Genomic DNA, 21,491 nt, shown 5'->3' on the forward strand with positions numbered 1-21,491 from the left:
GTATGTTCTGATCGAAAAAGTCGATCGACTTTTTCGATCAGAACATACTCTAACGCGCCCAAACGCGACTCGCTGCCGGTTTGGAATCTTGATCTTTGGACGCGCCGGAGCGGTTGGTGGGTTCCGACTCGGCGCATGTTCAAAGACTTTGCGCTTCCGACGTCGTGCCGCCGAGTCGGCGTCTCAAGCGTTGGGAGAATACGCGGGGCAGGGCGGAAAACCGAGCCAGATCGCTGCATCGGCGCGCCGCCTTCGCTATGCAAATAGGAACCGGAATCTTGCCGAGTGAGGGAATTGCCCATATGTAACCTACTGCGAGCCTAAAGCTCTCGCCGGGTGGATTGCCCTTTTCGCCAAGGCCCACGCTCCAACACTAGTGCCGGGAAGGCGTTCGATGCCGAGCTACAAGGCGCCCGTCGAAGAGGCATTGTTCCTCTTGCACGACGTTTTCGATATCGGCCGCTATAATAATTTGTCAGGATTCGCCGAATCGACGCCCGATCTCGTCGAAGCGATTCTTTCGGAAGCCGCGAAATTATCGGAAGGCGTCTTCCAACCCCTGAATCAGGTTGGCGATCGCGTCGGCTGCATTCGCCACAACAGCGGCGAGGTTACGACGCCGCCGGGATTTAAGGAGGCCTATCACGCTTTCGTCGAAGGCGGTTGGGTCGGACTTTCCGTCGATCCTGAGTTCGGCGGCCAAGGATTGCCTTACGCATTCGCGGTTATCGTGAATGAATTCGCCAGTTCGGCCAATATGGCGCTCGCGATGTATCCGGGCCTCAGCCAGGGCGCGCTGGCCGCTCTGCTGACGCATGGGTCGGACGCGCAGAAGAAGATGTTCGCGCCAAAGCTGATCAGCGGCGCCTGGTCCGGCACGATGAACCTTACCGAATCGCATTGCGGCACCGATCTTGGCCTGTTGAAGACCAAGGCGGTTCCCGATGGCGATGGGTCCTATGCGATATTCGGTGAGAAAATCTTCATCTCGGCCGGCGAACATGACCTAGCCGAAAATATCATTCACCTCGTTCTCGCCCGGATCGAGGGCGCGTTGCCTGGCGTCAAAGGCATCTCGCTCTTTGTCGTTCCGAAATTCCTGATCGAGCCGGATGGTTCGCTGGGGGCTCGCAACAAGGTCGCCTGCGGTTCGATCGAGCACAAGATGGGCATTCACGGCAATTCCACTTGCGTCATGAATTACGACGGCGCCAAGGGCTGGCTGGTCGGCGAGCCGCACAGGGGCCTGAATGCGATGTTCGTCATGATGAACGAGGCCCGTCTCGGCGTCGCGATTCAAGGTCTTGCGATCTCCGAGGTCGCCTATCAGAACGCGGTCGCCTATGCGAAGGATCGCTTGCAGGGCCGCTCGCTGACCGGGCCAAAATACGCCGACAGACCGGCCGATCCGATCATCGTCCACCCGGATGTGCGGCGCAATCTGATGGATATCCGCGCCTTCAACGAAGCGGCGCGCGCGCTGGTTATCTGGACGGCGCTGCGCAGCGACGTCGCGCATCGATCCCGCGACCAGGCCGCGCTCACGGCGGCGGCCGATAGTTTGGGGCTGCTCACCCCTGTCTTGAAGGGCGTGCTCACCGATCTTGGCTTCGAAAACGCGGTCAAGGCGCAGCAGATCTTTGGCGGCCACGGCTATATCGCCGAATGGGGCATGGAGCAATTCGTCCGCGACGCCCGCATCGCCATGATCTATGAGGGCGCCAACGGGATCCAGGCGCTCGACCTCGTCGGCCGCAAGCTGGCCAAGGACGGCGGCCGGGCGATCATGAGTTTCTTCGCCGAAATCAAGTCCTTCATCAAGGACAACGAGGCGGACGCCGCGCTGGAGCCCTATCTCTTGGGCTTGAAGCAAGGCGCCGGCGATCTCGAACAGGCGACCATGTGGTTCATGCAGAACGCCATGGCCAAGCCCGACAATGCAGGCGCCGGCTCCTATGACTATATGCATCTCTTCGGATTGGTTGCACTGGGCTTCATGTGGGCGCAGATCGCCAAGGCGGCGATCGCCAAGCGCGCCGAGGGGGCTGGCGACCCTGCCGCGATGGAAGACAAATTGCTGACCGGCAAATATTTCATGGAGCGCATCATGCCGGAAACCGGCGCCTGCCTCGCCCGCATCCGCTCCGGCGCCGATGCGATGATGGCGCTGCCGGCGGAGCGGTTCTAGAGTGATTCCTTTTCGATCAGATGAATCTATCTGATCGGGAAACGCTCTAGAGTTGCTTTCTGATTCCGCGGAAACGGACAGCGCTCTAGTCCATTTTCCGCCGTCGCGATCGCGTCGGCGGATCGAGCGGCGCCTGGGAGTGAACATGGCTGAAGCCTTTATTTACGATCATGTCCGCACCCCGCGCGGGCGCGGCAAGTCGGACGGAGCCTTGCACGAGGTCTCGAGCCTTGGGCTCGCGACGACGGTTCTTCGCGCCATCAAGGACCGCGGCGATCTTGATACGGCTCTGGTCGACGATGTCATTCTCGGCTGCGTCGATCCGGTCGGCGAGGCGGGCGGCGACATAGCGCGCGCGGCGGCGCTCACGGCCGATTACGGCGACCATGTGCCGGGCGTCCAGATCAATCGCTTCTGCGCCTCTGGGCTCGACGCGGTCAATTTCGCCGCGGCGCAGGTCATGGCCGGACAACATGAATTGACGATCGGCGGCGGCGTAGAATCGATGAGCCGGGTCGGCCTTGGCGCTTCGGGCGGGGCTTGGCCGGTGGACCCCGCCATCGCGATCAAATCCTATTTCATGCCGCAAGGCGTCTCCGCCGATCTCATCGCGACGAAATACGGGTTCTCCCGCGACGACGTCGATGCTTACGCGGTTCTTTCGCAGCAGCGCGCGGCGGCGGCCTGGAGCAAGGGATATTTCACACAGTCGCTGGCGCCGGTGCGCGACGTCAACGGCGTTACGCTGCTTGATCGCGACGAACATATGCGGCCGTCGACCGACATGCAGTCGCTCGCGGCGCTCAAGCCGGCCTTTGCGATGATGGGCGAGCAAGGCGGTTTCGACGCGGTGGCGATCGACGCGCATCCAGACATAGAGCGCGTCGTCCATGTTCACCATGCGGGCAACTCCTCGGGCATCGTCGATGGCGCGGGCGCCGTTCTCGTCGGCTCGGCCGAGGCTGGGCGCTCCATCGAAAAAAAGCCGCGCGCGAAAATTAGGGCCTTCGCCAATATCGGCTCGGAGCCGGCGATGATGCTCACCGGCCCGGTCGACGTTACGAAAAAGGTTTTAGCCCGCGCGGGAATGAATATCGGCGATATCGACCTCTTCGAGGTCAACGAAGCCTTCGCCTCGGTTGTTCTGCGCTACCTCCAGGCCTTCGATCTCGATGTCGAAAAGCTCAACGTCAATGGCGGCGCGATCGCGATGGGCCATCCACTCGGCGCGACTGGGGCTATGCTGCTTGGCACTGCGCTCGACGAACTCGAACGCAGCGGAAAGACGACGGCGCTCATCACCTTATGCATTGGCGCCGGCATGGGCACGGCGACCATCATCGAACGAGTATAGGGCCGTCGATTCGCGTCTGACAATCTAAGGCTGTCTTGGGACAGCGCGGGGAGAAGCCCATGAACCTCATCAATTTCCGCTTCGAGCTTGATGCTGACGGCATAGCCCTGCTCACCTGGGACATGGCGGGGCGCTCGATGAATGTCATCACCCCGCAGGTCATCGACGAACTCGAACAGGTCATCGACCATGTCGGCGCCGAAGCCGCGATCACGGGATGCGTCATCACGTCGGGCAAGCAGACTTTTTCGGGCGGCGCCGATTTGTCCATGCTCGGGGCTGCGGCGGCGGATTATCAAACGGCGCGGCAGGAAAAAGGCGAGGAGGAAGCTGCAAGACTCTTTTTCGAATCGGCGCGCCGCCTTTCGCTCGTTTATCGCAAGCTCGAGACCTGCGGCAAGCCATTCGCGGCGGCGATCAATGGAGTCTGCCTTGGCGGCGCATTCGAACTTGCGCTCGCGTGCCATTACCGCGTCGTTGCCGACGACGACAAAGCCCGCGTCGGCCTGCCCGAAATCAAGGTCGGCCTGTTTCCCGGCGCCGGCGGCACCCAGCGCGTCGCCCGCCTGATGCACACCGGCGATGCGCTGCAAATGCTGTTCAAGGGCGAGCAGATTCGCCCCAAAGCAGCTAAGACCATGAACCTCGTGCATGACGTCGCGCCTTTGGGCGAAATCGTCGGCAAGGCCAAGGCCTGGATCGCGGCCGGCGGCAAGGGCGTCGCGCCTTGGGACGAAAATACGTTTAAGCTGCCCTCCGGCAAAGTGTTTTCGCCGGCGGGCATGATGGTGTGGCCGGCCGCCAATGCGATCTATCGGCGCGAGACGCATGACAATTACCCGGCGGCCAAGGCGATTTTGCACGCTGTCTATGAAGGCCTGCAACTGCCGATGGATCTGGCGCTGCGGGTCGAGGCGCGCTGGTTCGCCAAAATCCTGCGCTCGCCCGAAGCCGCCGCGATGATCCGCACTTTGTTCGTTTCCATGGGGGAACTGAACAAAGGCGCGCGGCGGCCGGCTCACGTCTCGCCCGCCGCCATAAAACGCGTTGGAATCCTGGGCGCCGGTTTCATGGGCGCGGGAATCGCCTATGTGACGGCGGGGGCCGGAATGGAGGGGGTTCTGATCGACCGCGATCAAGCCTCGGCCGATAAAGGCAAGGCGTTTTGCGACCAGCTGATTTCATCGCAGGTGCTCAAAGGCCGCGCCAAGGGCGCGGATAAGGAGGCGCTCCTTGGCCGGATCAAGACATCCGCCGACTACAATGATCTGGCCGGCGCTGAGCTTGTGATCGAGGCGGTTTTCGAGGATCGCACGGTCAAGGCCGAGGCGACCCGGAAGGCCCGCGCGGCGATCGGTCCAGACGCCATCTTTGCCTCGAACACCTCGACTCTGCCGATAGGCTCGCTTGCCGAAGCCGACTCCGCGCCGGAAAACTTCATCGGGGTGCATTTTTTCTCGCCGGTTGAGAAAATGCTGCTCGTCGAAGTGATCCTTGGAGCGAAAACCGGGGACCGCGCGCTCGCGACTGCTTTGGATTACGTTCGCGCGATCAAGAAGACCCCGATTGTCGTCAATGACGCACGCGGGTTTTTTGCCAATCGCTGCGTCGGGAATTACATTCGCGAAGGCCATCTCATGCTGCTGGAGGGCGCGCCTCCAGCGATGATCGAGAATATCGCCAAAATGGCGGGGATGCCGGTCGGGCCGCTCGCCCTCAACGATGAAGTTGGGCTCGATCTCGCGCTCAAGATCCTGGAGGCGACGAAACAGGACCTCGGCGGAGCCGCCATTGATCTTAACCAGGAGCGACTGCTTAAGGGACTGGTTGTCGAGCATGGCCGTCTTGGCCGCAAGAATGGCAAGGGCTTTTATGATTATCCGAGCCAGGGCGCCAAATCCCTATGGCCGGGCCTCGCCGCGCTTCAGCCGACCAAATGCGATCCGGATGCGATCGACATCGCCGAGTTCAAGCACCGCTTCCTCGTGGTCCAGGCGCTGGAAGCAGCGCGCGCGATCGAGGAGGGAGTCGTAACCGACCCGCGCGAGGCGGACGTCGGCTCGATCATCGGGTTCGGCTTCGCGCCATTTACCGGGGGAGTCCTGAGCTATATCGACGGGATGGGGGCGGCCAATTTCGTCGTGCTATGCGACAGGCTGCGGCAAACCTATGGGGAGCGTTTCTCTCCGCCGCAGATTCTCATCGACATGGCGAAAGCGCACGAAACCTTTTACGGGCGCTTCCTCGATGAGGCGCGTCGCGTCGCATGAAACAGGAGTCGCTCGGATTCCAAAAAGGGTGGAGCATGTTCTTGTGAGACATCGGATGTATCCGATGTCTTAATATTGTATCGGAACAAGCTCTGGCGCGCGTGCTGCGTTTTTTAATATTTCGCCAAGACTGGCGGGGCCGATGGCGAGAACCAATCGAACTTATAATTCAATCCTACTCGCCCGACATGATACATGGTGCGCGTCAGGAATTGGACGCTCGTCGTGCTGCTTGTGTTGAAGACCATGGTGCGGGCATTGATGAACTCGTACAAATATTCGGCCTTGATGGTCACGTTATTAGACAATCCATATTCGAGCCCAATGCCGACCACGCCGACATGGGGAGCGATGCCCGTGCGGGTCACAGTGGTCGACGCCGAGGAGAAATATGGATCGCTGGTGGCGGCGGTGTAATAGGTATTGGTCGTTCCATAGGTCAGGCCGGCCGTGAAATAGGGCAGGAAACGGCCAAATGCATAGCCCACGCGGCCACGCAGAGTTCCGAAATTGAGGAATTTTGAGCCGAATGAGGCGGCGCCAACCGCGCCGCCGGGCAACGGCGATGAGACCGTGCTATGCCCTCTGATGCTAGACCAGTCGTTGTCGATTTCGACGCCGAGGACGACATTGGTGAGCGGCAATTGAAAGATGTCGGACTGAATTTGGTAATTGAATCCAGCCTGGACGCCGATGATTCCGCCAACGGCGGTAATGCCGCTTCGGCCTTCGAAATAGCTGGGAGCGTTAACGGCAAAAGGAAAAGCGAAATGGTCGACGCCAAAGCCGGCGTTGGCGCCGAGATAGAAGCCGGTCCAGGTGAATGCAGGAACCGGCGCGGGCAAGACCGGCGGCGGCATTCTGCTCGGAAGATCGGCGGCGTAGGCCGACCCGGCGGCGGTTGCGAGAGCCGCGATCGAGAAGAGCCGCGCGGCCGCGATCTGGCTCCAAGACTTGCGCTTCTTGGACTGTTTGAGGATGGTGCGAATTTCCACGGGCAAGCGCTCCTGCTCAAATAACGGCTTTCCAGTGGATCAAAGCCTTTCCAACGATAATCGGCAAGGTCAGCTCGGCCCGGGCAAAGGAAATAAGACGCCCTGTTGCCAAAGAGCCACGCGGGCGGGTTTGGCTGATCTTAAGAAAGTTGCGGAGCTCTTGGATAAGATCAGGCGTCGAAACAAAGAGTTGGAGAGCAGGTCCGATGTCGCTTGCCAGACATTGCGCTCTACCATTGCATTCAGCGCAATTAGAGCGCTTTCCGGCCGAATGGAATCATTCGGTCGAAAAGAAATCGCTCCAAATTCAAAAGCTTGAGCATATTCTTGTCGCTCAGATTGATTCAACCTGAGCGGAATATGCTCTAGACGCGGAAAGCGGCTCTTGCACTTTGGCGCGCCGCCCTCTCAACGCTAACTGACGTCGGTCTCGCCCGAATATGCTTGGCGAATCGGCGAGCAGGGCGATCGCAGCTCTTAACGGACGCAGCGCACTTTCAGGCGGCGCGGCGGACGGCGAATTGGCCGGTCTTGCGATAGCGGTAGAGGTAGGAGGGCGTGAAGGCTTCAAAGGATTCGGGCGTTATGCCGAGACCATCCAGGGTGCGCCTCTCGGCGATGGCTTGCCGCGAAACGACGTTGTCGGTCTGCAAAAGTTCGACCTGATCGGGGCTGATCGTCAGGAGCTCAGGAAAGAGGCCTAGCGAGGCCTTCTTTGCGAACTCGGTCACTCCGCCGATGAGTTTCGCCTGTTCGAAGGAAATCGGAGCGAGCCAACGTTTGCGCTCGGTGATCTCAAGAATGAATTCGATGATTCGCCGGAGCGTGGCGATGTCCGGCCCGCCCAATTCATAGGTCGCGCCGGCAGTGGCCTTGCCCTCCACCGCTAGCGCGATCGCCGTCGCGACATCGCCGACGAAGACCGGCTGAAGCTTGGTCTCGCCGCCGCCGATCAAGGGAAGCGCGGGCATGAAACGCGCCATCGCGGCGAACCGATTGAAGAATTCGTCCTCTGGGCCAAATACGACCGATGGACGCATGATGATTGCGTCGGGGCGGACGGCCCGCGCCGTCTGCTCGCCCAAAGCCTTTGTGCGCGCATAGAGGGAGGAATGCTCCAGATTGGCTCCGAGCGCCGACATTTGCACGAAAACGCCCGCCCCGGCCTGCTGCGCCGCCTTGGCGACCGTTTGCGCCCCTATATTGTGAACTGCGTCAAAATTCTGCGCGCCGGCTTCGCTCAGCAAGCCGACAAGATTGACGACGGCGTCCGCGCGGCGAACGGCGCGCGCGACGGAATCGGGATAGCGCAAATTGGCCTGAACCGCGTTGATCTGACCGACTTTACCTGACGGCTGAAGATGAAATGCGAGGTCCGGGCGGCGCGAGGCGACCAGCACGCGCCAGCCGCGCTGCGCCAAAGCGCGGACCACATGCCGGCCGATAAAGCCAGATCCGCCGAATACCGTCACGAGCCGGCCTGTTTTCACCAATGCGTCCGCCATTGTCGCTTGTCCCGGATACAGAGATATTCTTGCGCCTTCCGCCGCCAGCGCCGTTCTTCCCGAGCGCTCGTATTAGGCAACGGAATCGCCACTGTATAGACCAAACGCGCTGCGAAACGATGTCATTTCGGCGAGCGCCCAGCTTTTTAGCGAAATCACCCGGCCGGCCGGTCGCCTTCTTGGCCTAAGGGGGCTTGGCGGGAGGAGATGGGTTGGGCGCGTCAAACGGCGCGGGCCGGAGGCCGCCTCCTTTTCGGGCTTTTTCTCGCTTCGTCATTGACAAAGGAGAAGGGCGGCACGTATCAGAGCGCGTTGCCCTGGTGGCGGAATTGGTAGACGCGCTGGTTTCAGGTACCAGTGGTGAAAGCCGTGGAGGTTCGAGTCCTCTCCTGGGCACCATACCTGAACATTCATTTCGGCGGCCGCATCTTTGGATCAACCTGGGCGCGCCATTGCGCTTTTGATTGGCCGAAAGGGCTGGAAGTGGGAGCCTCCCTTGGAGAGGGCAAGGCTTCCGATCCCACCTGAAATCAAGCGTCCGATCAGTTAAATCGACAATGGCTTCGATGTTCCGGCGCGATTTTGCTTCGGCTTGACGATCTTTCCCTAAGTTGGCGGCTCGAACCCCGAGTTGGCGGTTCGAACCCCGGCGCGGCCCTTGCTTAAGTTCACGGGGGGTGGTAGGCGCGCCCAATGATCTCTCTTCCGCCTTTATCTCTCTCCTTCGCCAAAGCAGTCGCCGGATGCGCGCGATGACCATCCGGCTCCATAAGGGCGATCTGCCCGACGGCGCCGATTTCGGCGATAGCGTCGCGATCGACACCGAGACCCTCGGGCTCGTGCCGCATCGCGACCGGCTCTGCGTCGTGCAACTGTCGCGCGGCGATGGAACCGCCGATGTCGTCCAGATCGCGGTCGGGCAGGAGCGGGCGCCCAATATCGAGCGGCTCTTGGCCGATCCCAACGTCGCCAAGCTGTTTCACTTCGCCCGTTTCGATATTGCGGTCCTGTACAAGGCCTTTGGGGTCATGACGGCGCCGATTTATTGCACCAAGATCGCTTCGAAGCTCGCCCGGACCTATACCGACCGGCATGGCTTGAAGGATCTGGCCCGAGAGCTTCTTGGCGTCGAGCTCTCGAAACAGCAGCAATCCTCGGATTGGGGGAGCGCGACCTTGTCGGAGGCCCAACTCGCCTACGCCGCTTCGGACGTCCTCCATCTTCATGCCCTGCGCGCCCGCCTCGATGCGATGCTGAAGCGCGAGCATCGCTTCGAGATCGCCGAAGCCTGTTTCGGTTTTCTGCCCGCCCGCGCCCGCCTCGACCTTATGGGATGGGCAGATGCGGACATATTCTCGCACCAATAGGCGCGGCGAAAATGGGGCCGGCCTTGACTTCGCCTTTCTTGCTTGCTGTTTGAGCGGAATGTTCCGCACTTTGCGTCCTTTGCGGCGCCCGGTCGGCTCTCTTTGTCTCGAAACGAGCTTTTCGAATGACGAAAGTCTTGGACGGCGCGGATCGGCGGGCTGGCGGTTCTAGCGGGGGGCCAGCTCCCGCTATTGGCGTCGATCCCCGCGGCGACGATCCTGGCCGCGAGCCAAGCCGCGCGCGGCCGAGCGAGCGGCTCGACTTTGGGCAATCGCCGTGGCGGGGGGCCTTCAAGGCGGCGGGCCGGCATTCGGCGCGGGTGCGTTTTCTACGCCGCGCAACCTTCGCCGGCTCCGCCATCGTCATTACGCTGATCCTCGGCGTCGCTCTATTCGATCCGTTTCGACGGTTGCCGGCCAATATATCCATCGGCCAAGTCACGCTGGACGGCACCAAAATCACCGTGGACAGTCCGAAAATCACCGGCGTGCAAAAGGATGGCCGTCCTTTTGAGGTCAAGGCGCGCTCCGGCCTCCAGGACACGACGACGCCCGATGTCGTGGAGCTCCTCGACATCGACGCCAAGATCGGAGCGGCGGACGCCTCGACGGTGCAAGTGACGGCGTCGCACGGCCTTTATGACGGCGTGGGCGACACGATGGCGCTGCAAGGCGACGTCCGCATCTGGAACGATGCGGGCTATGACATCAGAGCGAAAACCGCGAAGATGGATTTCAAGACCGGCGTGCTCGGATCCGACCAGCCGGTGAATGTCATTCTAAACGCCGGGACCATCGCCGCGAACCGGATGGACATTCGGGACAATGGCGGCAAGGTGTCGTTTGAGGGCGATGTCAAATCGATGATCCATGCCGCTTCGGCCGAGACGCAAGCCGCGCCCGAGACGGTGGATCCGCGGAGATGATCCTCGCCCGGCGGATTGTTCGGCTCCCGCTTTGCCTAGCCCTCGCGATCTTCGCCGGCCTGGCCTTGGGACTTTCGAGCGCGCCCGCGCTGGCGCAAAAGGGGCGTTCGGGCGCCATCCTGCCAGGCGGCAACTCCAAGGAGCCGGTCAATATCGACGCCGCCAAACTGGACTATTTCGACAAGGAGCAAAAGCTGGTCTACAGCGGCAATGTCGTCGCGACCCAGGGCGAAGCCAAGCTCAAGGCCGCCGTGCTGGTTATTTTCCTGACGCCGAAAGAGGCGGGCGAAGCCGCGGGGGCTCCCTCGTCCTCGAGCCAATTGCGGCGCATGGAGGCGGTCGGACCGGTCACGGTCATTTCAAAGGACCAAATCGGCACCGGCGACAGCGGCATTTACGAAAAATCCGAAAACAAGGTTTACCTTATCGGCAATGTAACCTTGACCCAGGGCGCCAATGTCACCAAAGGCGACAAATTGGTCTATGACTTGAACACAAATCAGGCGGCGGTGACCGGCCGGGTCAGGAGCATGTTCCTTCCCAGCGGCGGAGGCGATGACGCCAGCCGGAAAAAGCCTGCGAAAACGCCGTGACGGCTGGCGCGGTCTTCACGGAGGCTTGACGGCGGTCGGCTGCGCGCGTGGGAAAATATCTTAGACCGTTCGGCGGTTGTATGGCAAAAGCCTAACCTGTTGCTTTGACTTCGCGAGGGCGCCTTGCGGCGATCGGGCCCGCTTTCCTGCAGGAAGGAGCGCTCCGCAGCGGCGCAAAGAGCTCCCCAGCGACGTTTCAACAAAGGACCATTCCGCTTTGAGTGCGCGCGCGACCCTTTTCCCTCCCGCGGTCATGTCATGGCTGCGCGGCTTTCTCCGGCGCGGCGCGAGGCGGCGGATGGCGGGAGTCGCCGGATATGGCGATTGGCTGATCGAGGAGGATTCCACCGCGGAGCTGCCCAATTGGGAGGAGCCGGCGCAGACCACGCCGCAGCGCCGGGTGAGGTCCGCCGAGGATATGCAGCCAGGCGCGAGCGGCGGCGCGCAGCCGCAAAGCGCGGAAGGAATTCTCGCGGTTCGTCATTTGCGCAAGGCCTATAAGGCGCGCCGCGTCGTTGAAGATGTGAGCATGGTGGTGCGCCGCGGCGAGGCGGTCGGCCTCCTCGGCCCGAATGGGGCGGGCAAGACGACGCTTTTCTATATGATCACCGGACTGGTGCGGCCGGACGATGGCGCGATCGAGCTTGATGGCCATGACGTGACGCGGCTGCCGATGTACCGGCGGGCGCGCCTTGGGATCGGCTATCTGCCCCAGGAAGCCTCAATTTTCAGAGGCCTCAGCGTCGAGGACAATATCCGGGCGGTGCTGGAAATCACCCAGCCGGATAAGCGCAAGCGCGGCGACGAACTCGAGGCCTTGCTCGAAGAATTTGCGATCACCGCCCTGCGCAAATCTCCTGCGGTCGCACTCTCCGGCGGCGAGCGGCGGCGCTGCGAGATCGCCCGCGCCCTGGCGAGCCGCCCCTCCTTCATGCTCCTCGACGAGCCTTTTGCAGGCATCGACCCCATTTCGATCGGCGATATTCAGCTTCTTGTCCAACATTTGAAACGGCGCGGCATCGGCGTGTTGATCACCGACCATAATGTGCGCGAAACCCTACATCTTATTGATCGCGCCTACATTATCCATGGGGGCCGGGTGCTGACCGAAGGGTCTCCGGCTGACATTGTCGCCGATCCCGATGTGCGCCGCTTCTATCTCGGCGAAGACTTCCAGCTCTGATCCAGGCCGCCCAAGAGGGGCCCGGCGACGCTGAAGCGCGGCGCCCAAAAAGCGCTCAAGCCGCGCCAAAGCGACGCGAACTGGCGCGGATCAAAAATTTCTTTTTTGCATCCGCGCGGCAAAAATAAAGTTGCATCCGGCGCCAACACCTGCACAATTAGTGCTAGAAGCAAGAAACGGGCCGTCACTGGCTGTCTCACCTTGTCCTGGCGCGGTTCAGAGTTGATGAAAAATCATGGCGCTTAGCACGAAGCTCATTATGCGTCAGGGCCAGTCCCTGGTGATGACCCCGCAGCTCTTGCAGGCCATCAAGCTTTTGCAATTTTCCAATATGGAGTTGACGGCCTTCGTTCAGGAAGAGCTCGAACGCAATCCTTTGCTCGAGCGCGCCGAGGATGCGCCGGATCCGCATGAGCCAGCCGTCGGGGCCGGCGTCGATGGCGCTTCGGATAGGGCCGAGGCGCCCGCCAGCCAGGATTTCAACGAAGCCACTGAGGCCGATTGGAGCGGCGAGTCCTTTGCAACCGACCGCGGCGCCTTGGAGTCGAGCCTTGGCACCGAATTGTCGAACGCTTTCGATGATGATCGGGCGCCGACTCCGGGCGAGCACGCCGAGACCTTCGAGGTCTCAGGGCTCTCGGCGACCTCCTGGTCGGGCTCGTCCGGCGGCGCCGGCGATGGCGAGGCCGCCAATCTTGAAGCCTATGTGGCGGCGCAAACCAATCTCAAGGATCATCTGGCGACCCAATTGGCGCTCGCGATCAAGGATCCGGTCGATCGCATCATTGGCCAGGTGGTGATCGATTCTATCGACGATGCGGGATATTTCACCGGTTCGCTGGAGGAAATAGCAGCCCGCCTCCATGCGGCGATCGAGCGGGTCGAACGCGTTCTGACGCTCATTCAAGGATTCGATCCTTCCGGGGTCGGCGCCCGCGATCTCGCCGAATGTCTCGCCATCCAATTGCGCGAGCGCGACAGGTTTGATCCGGCGATGAAGGCGCTCGTCGCCAATCTCGGCCTTCTGGCGAAACGCGATTATTCCGCCCTGCGCAAAATCTGCCAGGTCGACGAAGAAGACATTATCGACATGCTGGGCGAGATCCGGCGGCTCGATCCCAAGCCCGGCAGGGCCTTTGGCGGCGGCTCGATCCAGCCGCTCGTGCCCGATGTCATCGTGCAGGGCCTGCCGGACGGTTCATGGCACGTCGAACTCAACACCGAGGTTCTGCCGCGCGTGCTCGTCAATCATTCCTATGCGACGCGGGTCACGAAGGGCAAAGCCAATGAGGCGGACAGGGCCTTCATGTCGACCTGCCTGCAGACCGCCAATTGGCTGACCAAGAGCCTTGAGCAAAGGGCGCGCACGATCCTCAAGGTCTCCAGCGAAATCGTGCGCCAGCAGGACGCCTTTTTCGCCCGCGGCGTCGAGCATCTGCGCCCGCTCAACCTGAAGACGATCGCCGAGGCGATCGGCATGCATGAATCGACGGTGTCGCGCGTCACCTCGAACAAATATATGGCGACGCCGCGCGGCCTATTCGAGCTTAAGTATTTTTTCACGGCCTCGATCGCCTCGCATGATGGCGGCGACGCGCATTCGGCCGAATCGGTGCGGTTCCGGATCAAGCAGATGATCGATCAGGAGAGCCCGAAGGAAATTCTGTCCGATGACGCGATTGTCGCTAGGCTGAAGACGGTCAATATCGACATCGCCCGGCGCACCGTCGCCAAATATCGCGAAAGCCTGAAAATTCCATCGTCCGTGGAGCGGCGGCGCGAAAAAGCTTAGAGCATTGCCGCGCGGATGCAGTTTCGCGCGAAAAAAGCTCTAGGCCATTTTCGAGCGAAGTGGATACCGGTTCGCGTTATGAAAATGCGACCAAACTAAAGACCTAGAGCTGCTTTCTGATTCCGCCGAAACCGAAAGCGCTAGACGCCCGCCGCCTGCTTCTTCACGATTTCGCGCTTGATCGCGAGGGCGCCGGTGGACAGTTCCGCGTCTTTCGCCTTGACCAGAAAAGCGTCGAGGCCGCCGCGATGCTCGACCGAGCGCAGGGCCGCCGCGGCAACGCGAAAGCGCAGCTTGCGCTGCAGCACGTCAGAGATCAGCGTCACATTGCAGAGGTTCGGCAGGAACCGCGTCCGCGTCTTGTGGTTCGAATGGCTGACCAGATTGCCGGTCTGCACGGCTTTCCCGGTCAATTCGCAGCGGCGGGACATGGTATTCCTCTTCGGTTCGGCCCATTCGATGGGCCCCAAGAAAATCGTTTGCGCTCGACCAAGCCATCGCCAGCTCGCCGGAGGCATCTACCATCATGCAAAATGGGAGGCCTGCGTCATAGTTGAGGGCGCGCGCCGCGTCAAGACCAACGGCGCGCTTCCCTGGAAGTCGGGGCCGAGATGGAGGCCAGATTTTAAGGTTAAAACACCTTTAACCGCATCTTGCTAGTTTGCCGCAAATGCGCCGTCGCTGCGCAAGGCTTCTCGTCCGGCGCGGGGGCCGGGACGATAGCGGCGGCGAGTGGATAGATTCCCATGGATGATGCCCATCCGTCGGATCAAATCGATCCACCAGCATTTTGATTTTGTGGGCCGACTTGATCCTGACGCTCGGAAGCCAAGCGTCAGGGTCGGAGCACTAGAGCATTTTCGAGCGAAGTGGATGCCGGTTCGCGTTAAGAAAATGCGTTAATACAAAGATCTAGAGCGCTTTTTGATTCCACGGAATCTGAAAGCGCTCTAGGGCGCTTCCGGTCGGATGGCCTCATCCGATGGAATGGGAAGTCGCTCATGCTCGAGACTGCGGGGTGGGATGCGGACGACCTCCAATTTTACGGCCTTCGATCATATCCCGGAGCCATTGCGCGCCTTCGCGGCGCGGCGCGGCGCGGAACTGGCGGGGCTTGGGCTGCTCGCGGCGACAATCGCCCTCGCCCTGGCCTTGCTGTCGTGGTCGGTTCAAGACCCGAGCTTCAACCACGCGACCGCCGGGCCGGTGCGCAATCTCCTTGGCTCGCCGGGCGCGGTCGTCGCCGATCTCATCATGCAAATGGTTGGGCTCGCCGCGATCGCCTTGTTGACCCCGCTCGGGTTCTGGGCTTTGCGGCTGCTCACCGCGCGGCGGCTCGAAAGGGTCAAGACCCGGCTGGCCCTTTGGATTGGCGGCGGCGCCTTCGCGGCAGGCCTGGCCTCGCTGCTGCCGGTGACTGCAAGATGGCCTTTGCCGACCGGGCTCGGCGGAGTGGTCGGCGACGCCATTCTTGTGGTTCCGACCAAGATTTTCTCCGGCTTCGGAGCTGGAATGCTCCTCGTCGCCGCGATTTTGGCCGGCGGCGCAATCCTCTCGCTGACGGCCTGCGTCGGTTTGCGCGACTTCGCCGAGGCCGGATCGAGCGAGGATGAGGAGGACGAAGAGGAACAGCAGCCGAAGCGGCGCGCGAGGCCGGGGCCGGACGACGAGGATCTTGCCGGGGCGCCGGGCTTTGCGCTGGTTTCGATCGGCGCCTTGATCCATGCGGGCCTCAGCCTCAAGGCCGCGCTGGCTCGGCAAATTGCGCGCTGGCGGGCCCGCTCCGCCCCGCCGCCGGCGCGAGCGCCCTGGCGGATGCCCTCCGCGCCAATTGGCGAGGCCTTCGACCGTCCGCTCGATCTTGCGGTGGAGCCGCTGCTATGGCCGGAGCCCTTGCCGGAGGAGCCGGCTTTCGATGCGAACGCCTATGCGCCGCTCGCGACCCGCGAAGCCGCACGCCCGCAGAATCAGCCCAGCGCAGCCCCGGTCGGCCGGGGCGCCGACCCGGTCCCGCCCCAGGCCCAGACCCGCCGCGTGATCGGTCCGGCGCCGGCGGCGCTGAAGCCGGGGCAACGCGCCCAAAAAGAAGCGCAGCCCTCGCTGCTCGATCGCCTGTCGCGCAATGACTATCTCCTGCCGCCGCTGCACATGTTGGCCGAGGCGAAGAAACTGGCGGCGAACAAGGTGTCCGAGGATGGGCTCAGCCAGAACGCCAGGCTGCTGGAGGGCGTGCTGGAGGATTTCGGCGTCAAGGGCGAGATCATCAATGTCCGTCCCGGTCCGGTTGTGACCCTTTATGAACTCGAGCCCGCGCCCGGCATCAAATCCTCGCGCGTCATCGGCCTTGCCGATGACATCGCCCGCTCGATGTCGGCGATTTCAGCCCGCGTCGCGGTCGTTCAGGGCCGCAACGCCATCGGCATCGAATTGCCGAACCAGCGCCGCGAAACGGTTTACCTCCGCGAATTGCTCGGATCGGAGGATTTCGAGAAAAGCAAGCACAGGCTTGCCATCGCGCTCGGCAAGACGATCGGCGGCGAGCCGATCATCGTCGATCTCGCCCGCATGCCGCATCTTCTCGTCGCCGGCACGACGGGCTCGGGCAAGTCGGTCGCGATCAATACGATGATCTTGTCGCTGCTTTACCGGCTCAAGCCGGAGGAGTGCCGCCTCATCATGGTCGATCCCAAAATGCTGGAATTGTCGGTCTATGACGGCATTCCGCATCTTCTGACGCCGGTCGTCACCGATCCGAAAAAGGCGGTCGTCGCGCTGAAATGGGCGGTCCGCGAAATGGAGGACCGCTACAAGAAAATGTCGAAGCTCGGCGTCCGCAACATCGAAGGCTTCAACGCCCGCGTCATCGAGGCCGCGGCCAAGGGCGAGACGCTGATGCGCACGGTTCAGACCGGCTATGATCGCGAGACCGGCGAGGCCATTTACGAACATGAACCCATGGAGCTTTCGCCGCTGCCTTTCATCGTCGTGATTGTCGACGAAATGGCCGATCTGATGATGGTCGCCGGCAAGGACATCGAAGGCGCGATCCAGCGTCTCGCCCAGATGGCCCGGGCGGCCGGCATCCATCTCATCATGGCGACGCAAAGGCCTTCGGTCGATGTCATCACCGGAACGATCAAGGCGAATTTCCCGACCCGCATTTCGTTTCAGGTCACCTCCAAGATTGACAGCCGCACCATTTTGGGAGAGCAGGGCGCCGAACAGCTGCTTGGCCAGGGCGACATGCTCTACATGGCCGGCGGCGGACGCATTTCGCGCGTGCATGGGCCCTTTGTCGCAGATGGCGAAGTCGAAAAGGTGGTCGCCCATCTGAAAAGCCAAGGCCAGCCGGAATATCTCGAGTCGATCACCAGCGAGGATGACGCCGCCGACGGCGAGGATGGCGAGGCGCCAACGCCCGGCGGCATGGACGCTGAGGAGTCGGGCGATCTCTATGACCGCGCCGTCAATATCGTCCTGCGCGACCGCAAATGCTCGACGAGCTATATTCAGCGCCGCTTGTCGGTCGGCTACAACAAGGCCGCCTCCCTGGTCGAGCGGATGGAGCAGGAAGGCGTGGTCGGCGCCCCCAATCATTCCGGGAAGCGGACCATTCTGGTCGGCGGCGGGATCGATCGGGGCGCATTCGATGTGGCGAGCGAGGGGTGACTCTTTGCGATTTCTGCGCCTCAGCCAAGCGGAAAAGCCGGCTCTTGTTGCGCTGACGCTGGCAAAGAGGGCGGTCTAAGTCTATGAGGGGGACCGCTTTTGCAAAACGCGGCGGGAGCGGCCGTCCCATTGACGCCCTATCAACGATCTAATCGCGAAGGTTCACGCGTGTTTAAGGCGAGCTTCATGACGCTGACGATAAGATTCACTCTGGCGCTCATCTTCGGCTTCGCGGTTGCGGCGCAGGCCGATCCGGCTCCTGCGCCTGCGACTGCTCCGGTCAAGGCAAAGGCAAAGCCAGCTGCGCCCGCCCCGACAAAGCCTTTCGTCCCGATGGACCCGCTCGTCGCCATCCAGAAGGCCAACGCCTATTTCAATGCGGCGACGACGATGATCGGCGATTTCGTCCAGATCGGTCCCGACGGCAAACAGTCGGAAGGCAAGATCTACGTGCAGAGGCCGGGGAGGCTGCGCTTCGAATACGCCCAGCCGGCGACCCTCGAGATCGTCGCCGACGGTCTCTCCGTCGCCGTGCATGACCGCAAGACCGAGACCAAGGATATTTATTTCATCAGTCAGACGCCGCTGAAGTTCCTGCTGAAAGACAATGTCGATCTCAATAAGGATGTAAAGATTGTCGACGTGACGAGCGACCCCAACGCGGTTGTCATTCTGGTTGAGGACAAAGCCACTTTCGGTGGAACCTCGCAAATCAAGCTGACCTTCGAACCCGCGAAGTTCACGCTGACTCAGTGGCTGGTCACCGATCCGCAAGGCTATGAAACGCTGGTTTCGCTATTCAACGTCGACTTGTCGAAACGGCCGGATCCGAACCTGTTCCAGATCACCCAGGAAAGAATATCGAACACAAATAATTGACTTTGGCCGGGGGGCTTCAAAACCGGCAAGGCGGCTTGAATCCGTTTGTCGGGCGCCTATCTCTTCAACATGTGAGCGATGCAACGGGTTGGGCGTATCCCCCCCGTTTCGTTCGATCCGTTGGCGCCGGACCCCTCCCGGCGGTTATTCGCTCCATGGGCGTCCGGTCACAAGCCGGGCGCCCTTCTTTTTGTCTTCAGGACTTATCTCGCGCTTTGGCCTCGCGCCCTTTTTCGTGCCGTTTCGCCGAACATTAGTTGTGCGCTGCCTGCGCTTCGCGCTTGCCGGTGGCGGTCCAGCGTGGTCAATCGCTGACGTCGCTTGGCTGCGGAGTTCGAGATGCGCCTGACGTTCGCCACATGGAATATTAATTCGGTCCGATTGCGCATGAATCTCGTCGCGCGGTTTCTTGGCGAACACGCGCCCGATGTCCTTTGCCTGCAGGAGACAAAGTGCCGCGACGCCGAGTTTCCCCTGGCCGATTTTCACAAGCTGGGCTACGCCCATGTCGCGATCAATGGGCAGAAGGGCTATCATGGCGTGGCCATCGCCTCGAAGCTTCCTTTCGCTGAAATCGACCGGCGGGCGTTTTGTGACAAGGGGGACGCCCGCCACATTGCGGTGATGCTGACGCCGGGCGGTTCCGGCGCGCGTCCCATCACGCTGCATAATTTCTACGTGCCGGCCGGCGGCGACGAACCCGATCCGCTGATCAATCCAAAATTCGCCCATAAGCTCGCCTTTCTCGATGAAATGGAGCTGTGGATGACGACCGACCGGATCGCCGACAAGGATGCGATCATGGTGGGCGATCTCAATATCGCGCCGCTTGAGACCGACGTATGGAGCCACAAGGCCCTGCTTAAGGTCGTCAGCCACACCCCGATCGAAGTCGAGAAGCTTGGCCGCGTGCTCCAGGCCGGACCTTGGGTCGACGCGCTGCGCCACCACGTTCCAAAGGACGAAAAGCTTTACACCTGGTGGAGCTATCGCGCGGCGGATTGGGCCAAGGCGGACAAGGGCCGGCGGCTTGATCATGTCTGGGTCAGCGAGAGTCTGAAGTCGAGCCTCGGGGGCATGCAGGTCTTGCGCGAGAGCCGCGGCTGGGAGCGCCCCTCCGACCACGTCCCGGTCATGGTTCATTTCGATTTATAGAATGGCGGCTTCGAGCGACGCGGACGCCAACCAAGCGCCTTAAGAGCCTCGCCTTTCCGGCGGCTCGGACTCGGACGGGCTGAAGGCGCTCAGGCGAACGGCGTCGAGTTCGCGGGTGAATTGGTCGAGCCGAGCCGCCAGCGATTGGCGCAGCCGCTCGGCGCTGCCCGGAAACTCGTTCAAAACCCGATGGAAAAGTTGCCGTGAGATCCGCAGGACCGTCGAGGGCTCGCGCGCGATCGCCGTCGCTGGCCGCACGGTTTGGGTCAGCAAGGCGGTATCGCCGATCAGCGCGGGAGGCTTCACGATCCGCGCCGTCGCGCCGAGGTCGGACGCATCGAGCGCGATCGAGCCGGAGAGAACCACGAAGCCGCCGGTCGAAGGTTCGTTGCGGCGAAACAGAATATCGCCGGCGCGCAGGATCCGGGTTTCCGCCGAAAAGGCGATCAGCCGCAGGGCGTCGAGTTCGAGCGCCGCGAATGTGGCGTTGCGCTTGAGCTTTCCGATATCATCCTCCAGTCCCATGGCGACGCTTTCCCGGCTCGAACGCAGACATTGCAAGGTTGGAGTTCAAAAGCTTGACGAAATTTGGCTTTCTCAGGAAGGCGCTTCGGCTCCGTCAGGGAACCGCGCGCGGGTCTCGCCGCAGATTCTTCGGGCGACGCCTCATGGAACGAGCTTATAGCCTCCGGCCTCGGTTACAAGAAGCTGGGCCTTGGCCGGGTCGCGTTCGATCTTTTGCCGCAGCCGGTAGATATGCGTCTCCAGCGTATGCGTGGTGACGTTCGAATTATAGCCCCAGACTTCGCGCAGCAGCACATCCCTGGTGACGACGGACTGTCCGGCCCGATAGAGAAAGCGCAGAATGGCGGTTTCCTTTTCGGTCAGGCGAAGCTTGCCGCCAGTCTCGCCGATGAGATGCTTGGCGCTCGGCTGGAAGGTATATTGGCCGATCTTGTACACAGCCTCTTCATTGGTTTCATGCTGGCGCAGATGGGCGCGCATGCGCGCAAGCAGAACCGCGAAGCGGAACGGCTTCGTCACGTAATCATTGGCGCCGGCGTCAAGTCCTTGCACCGTGTCGACGTCCGTATCATGGCCGGTCAGCATGATGATTGGGTTCTTGAAGCCTTCCTCGCGCATGCGCTTGACCGCTTCGCGGCCATCCATGTCGGGCAGTCCGACGTCCATGATGATGAGGTCGGGGGTTTCCTTGCGCGATACGTTGATCGCGCCTTGCGCCGAATCGGCGTGGACGGCGGAGAATTCTTCGTGCAGGGCAAGTTGTTCGGCCAGGGCCGCGCGCAGATCGTCGTCATCGTCGGCGATCAGGATTTTGAGAACCTGGGTCATGGACTTGTCCTTGATGGATTTTGCATCATCGCGCCCCGTCCCGTCATCGCGCCTCGCCCAGCGCCCGCCCGCCTAATGATGGCCAGAAATTCAATCGGCTGGTCGTCACTAATCCGCTTTGCGCCAAGCTGCAGACGCTTCCCGTAAGCTACCAAATTCACTTAGAAAATACTCATTTGAAAAAAAATTCCTTGGAAAAGACTCCTTTGCTTTCTTCGCCGTGGCAAGCATTAAAGCGCGGTCAGCGCGCGACAGCTCGAAA

The 21,491-nt window shown here is 61.5% G+C and carries 16 protein-coding genes and 1 tRNA gene; 12 read left to right on the forward strand and 5 right to left on the reverse strand.

The features are described 5' to 3' along the window. Window positions 1-394: 394 nt before the first annotated feature. From DL86_RS07950 to DL86_RS07960, 3 genes are all read left to right on the forward strand, one after another. Complete coding sequence (locus DL86_RS07950) at window positions 395-2,188, forward strand: acyl-CoA dehydrogenase C-terminal domain-containing protein (RefSeq protein WP_036260248.1); 1,794 nt, start codon at window positions 395-397, stop codon at window positions 2,186-2,188. Between the two features lie 145 nt (window positions 2,189-2,333). Next, window positions 2,334-3,542: an acetyl-CoA C-acetyltransferase gene (locus DL86_RS07955; protein WP_036260250.1), complete on the forward strand. Its 1,209-nt coding sequence runs from the start codon at window positions 2,334-2,336 to the stop codon at window positions 3,540-3,542. 59 nt (window positions 3,543-3,601) lie between these two features. Then, the gene (locus tag DL86_RS07960) at window positions 3,602-5,812 is read left to right on the forward strand and encodes a 3-hydroxyacyl-CoA dehydrogenase NAD-binding domain-containing protein (protein ID WP_036260031.1); all 2,211 of its coding nucleotides are present in this window, start codon (window positions 3,602-3,604) and stop codon (window positions 5,810-5,812) included. A 113-nt stretch (window positions 5,813-5,925) separates the two neighbouring features. On the opposite strand, the gene DL86_RS07965 is transcribed toward DL86_RS07960, so the two are convergent. Further along, a complete protein-coding gene (locus tag DL86_RS07965) occupies window positions 5,926-6,807 on the reverse strand; it encodes an outer membrane protein (protein ID WP_036260032.1) in 882 nt (293 codons plus the stop codon). A 497-nt stretch (window positions 6,808-7,304) separates the two neighbouring features. Beyond that, on the reverse strand, window positions 7,305-8,312 hold the full coding sequence (locus DL86_RS07970) for a complex I NDUFA9 subunit family protein (RefSeq protein WP_036260034.1): 1,008 nt from the start codon (window positions 8,310-8,312) through the stop codon (window positions 7,305-7,307). A 314-nt stretch (window positions 8,313-8,626) separates the two neighbouring features. On the opposite strand from DL86_RS07970, the gene DL86_RS07975 reads away from it, so the two are divergent. The 6 genes from DL86_RS07975 (at window position 8,627) to rpoN (ending at window position 14,173) form a co-directional block, all read left to right on the forward strand. Next, window positions 8,627-8,711, forward strand: a tRNA-Leu gene (locus tag DL86_RS07975). A gap of 353 nt (window positions 8,712-9,064) precedes the next feature. Beyond that, window positions 9,065-9,679 carry a ribonuclease D gene (locus DL86_RS07980; protein WP_036260253.1) on the forward strand — a complete coding sequence of 205 codons (615 nt, stop codon included), beginning with the start codon at window positions 9,065-9,067 and terminating at the stop codon, window positions 9,677-9,679. 125 nt (window positions 9,680-9,804) lie between these two features. Continuing rightward, window positions 9,805-10,605 (forward strand): LPS export ABC transporter periplasmic protein LptC, encoded by an 801-nt coding sequence (lptC, locus tag DL86_RS07985; protein ID WP_051952971.1) that lies wholly within the window; start codon window positions 9,805-9,807, stop codon window positions 10,603-10,605. Next, window positions 10,602-11,198 carry an LptA/OstA family protein gene (locus DL86_RS07990; protein WP_051952972.1) on the forward strand — a complete coding sequence of 199 codons (597 nt, stop codon included), beginning with the start codon at window positions 10,602-10,604 and terminating at the stop codon, window positions 11,196-11,198. The genes lptC and DL86_RS07990 overlap by 4 nt, the downstream gene beginning before the upstream one ends. A gap of 298 nt (window positions 11,199-11,496) precedes the next feature. Beyond that, a complete protein-coding gene (gene lptB / locus DL86_RS07995; RefSeq protein WP_084572795.1) occupies window positions 11,497-12,381 on the forward strand; it encodes an LPS export ABC transporter ATP-binding protein in 885 nt (294 codons plus the stop codon). Window positions 12,382-12,616: 235 nt separating this feature from the next. Next, a complete protein-coding gene (gene rpoN / locus DL86_RS08000) occupies window positions 12,617-14,173 on the forward strand; it encodes an RNA polymerase factor sigma-54 (RefSeq protein ID WP_036260037.1) in 1,557 nt (518 codons plus the stop codon). A gap of 140 nt (window positions 14,174-14,313) precedes the next feature. Here rpoN and rpmB read toward each other — a convergent pair whose 3' ends face one another. Further along, window positions 14,314-14,604 (reverse strand): 50S ribosomal protein L28, encoded by a 291-nt coding sequence (rpmB, locus tag DL86_RS08005; RefSeq protein ID WP_036260262.1) that lies wholly within the window; start codon window positions 14,602-14,604, stop codon window positions 14,314-14,316. Window positions 14,605-15,196: 592 nt separating this feature from the next. Here rpmB and DL86_RS08010 point away from each other — a divergent pair. From DL86_RS08010 to xth, 3 genes are all read left to right on the forward strand, one after another. Beyond that, window positions 15,197-17,842 (forward strand): FtsK/SpoIIIE family DNA translocase, encoded by a 2,646-nt coding sequence (locus tag DL86_RS08010; protein WP_036260039.1) that lies wholly within the window; start codon window positions 15,197-15,199, stop codon window positions 17,840-17,842. 186 nt (window positions 17,843-18,028) lie between these two features. Next, window positions 18,029-18,721 carry an outer-membrane lipoprotein carrier protein LolA gene (locus tag DL86_RS08015; protein WP_036260265.1) on the forward strand — a complete coding sequence of 231 codons (693 nt, stop codon included), beginning with the start codon at window positions 18,029-18,031 and terminating at the stop codon, window positions 18,719-18,721. 339 nt (window positions 18,722-19,060) lie between these two features. Further along, the gene (xth, locus tag DL86_RS08020) at window positions 19,061-19,876 is read left to right on the forward strand and encodes an exodeoxyribonuclease III (RefSeq protein WP_036260040.1); all 816 of its coding nucleotides are present in this window, start codon (window positions 19,061-19,063) and stop codon (window positions 19,874-19,876) included. A gap of 39 nt (window positions 19,877-19,915) precedes the next feature. Here xth and DL86_RS08025 read toward each other — a convergent pair whose 3' ends face one another. Both DL86_RS08025 and DL86_RS08030 read right to left on the reverse strand, forming a co-directional pair. Then, window positions 19,916-20,401, reverse strand: a complete 486-nt coding sequence (locus DL86_RS08025; protein ID WP_036260267.1) for a Crp/Fnr family transcriptional regulator — start codon at window positions 20,399-20,401, stop codon at window positions 19,916-19,918. A 141-nt stretch (window positions 20,402-20,542) separates the two neighbouring features. Beyond that, window positions 20,543-21,229 carry a response regulator transcription factor gene (locus DL86_RS08030; RefSeq protein WP_036260042.1) on the reverse strand — a complete coding sequence of 229 codons (687 nt, stop codon included), beginning with the start codon at window positions 21,227-21,229 and terminating at the stop codon, window positions 20,543-20,545. Window positions 21,230-21,491: the final 262 nt, after the last annotated feature.

Origin of the sequence: Methylocapsa aurea, assembly GCF_000746085.1 — a bacterium.
Taxonomy (GTDB): Bacteria; Pseudomonadota; Alphaproteobacteria; order Rhizobiales; family Beijerinckiaceae; genus Methylocapsa; species Methylocapsa aurea.

What these genes read in the sequence shown, in the direction of transcription:
- DL86_RS07950 (WP_036260248.1), top strand. Translation starts at nt 395, where the DNA reads ATGCCGAGCTACAAGGCGCCCGTCGAAGAGGCATTGTTCCTCTTGCAC.
- DL86_RS07955 (WP_036260250.1), top strand. Translation starts at nt 2,334, where the DNA reads ATGGCTGAAGCCTTTATTTACGATCATGTCCGCACCCCGCGCGGGCGC.
- DL86_RS07960 (WP_036260031.1), top strand. Translation starts at nt 3,602, where the DNA reads ATGAACCTCATCAATTTCCGCTTCGAGCTTGATGCTGACGGCATAGCC.
- DL86_RS07970 (WP_036260034.1), bottom strand. Translation starts at nt 8,312, where the DNA reads ATGGCGGACGCATTGGTGAAAACAGGCCGGCTCGTGACGGTATTCGGC.
- DL86_RS07980 (WP_036260253.1), top strand. Translation starts at nt 9,065, where the DNA reads ATGACCATCCGGCTCCATAAGGGCGATCTGCCCGACGGCGCCGATTTC.
- lptC (WP_051952971.1), top strand. Translation starts at nt 9,805, where the DNA reads ATGACGAAAGTCTTGGACGGCGCGGATCGGCGGGCTGGCGGTTCTAGC.
- DL86_RS07990 (WP_051952972.1), top strand. Translation starts at nt 10,602, where the DNA reads ATGATCCTCGCCCGGCGGATTGTTCGGCTCCCGCTTTGCCTAGCCCTC.
- lptB (WP_084572795.1), top strand. Translation starts at nt 11,497, where the DNA reads ATGGCGGGAGTCGCCGGATATGGCGATTGGCTGATCGAGGAGGATTCC.
- rpoN (WP_036260037.1), top strand. Translation starts at nt 12,617, where the DNA reads ATGGCGCTTAGCACGAAGCTCATTATGCGTCAGGGCCAGTCCCTGGTG.
- rpmB (WP_036260262.1), bottom strand. Translation starts at nt 14,604, where the DNA reads ATGTCCCGCCGCTGCGAATTGACCGGGAAAGCCGTGCAGACCGGCAAT.
- DL86_RS08010 (WP_036260039.1), top strand. Translation starts at nt 15,197, where the DNA reads ATGCGGACGACCTCCAATTTTACGGCCTTCGATCATATCCCGGAGCCA.
- DL86_RS08015 (WP_036260265.1), top strand. Translation starts at nt 18,029, where the DNA reads ATGACGCTGACGATAAGATTCACTCTGGCGCTCATCTTCGGCTTCGCG.
- xth (WP_036260040.1), top strand. Translation starts at nt 19,061, where the DNA reads ATGCGCCTGACGTTCGCCACATGGAATATTAATTCGGTCCGATTGCGC.
- DL86_RS08025 (WP_036260267.1), bottom strand. Translation starts at nt 20,401, where the DNA reads ATGGGACTGGAGGATGATATCGGAAAGCTCAAGCGCAACGCCACATTC.
- DL86_RS08030 (WP_036260042.1), bottom strand. Translation starts at nt 21,229, where the DNA reads ATGACCCAGGTTCTCAAAATCCTGATCGCCGACGATGACGACGATCTG.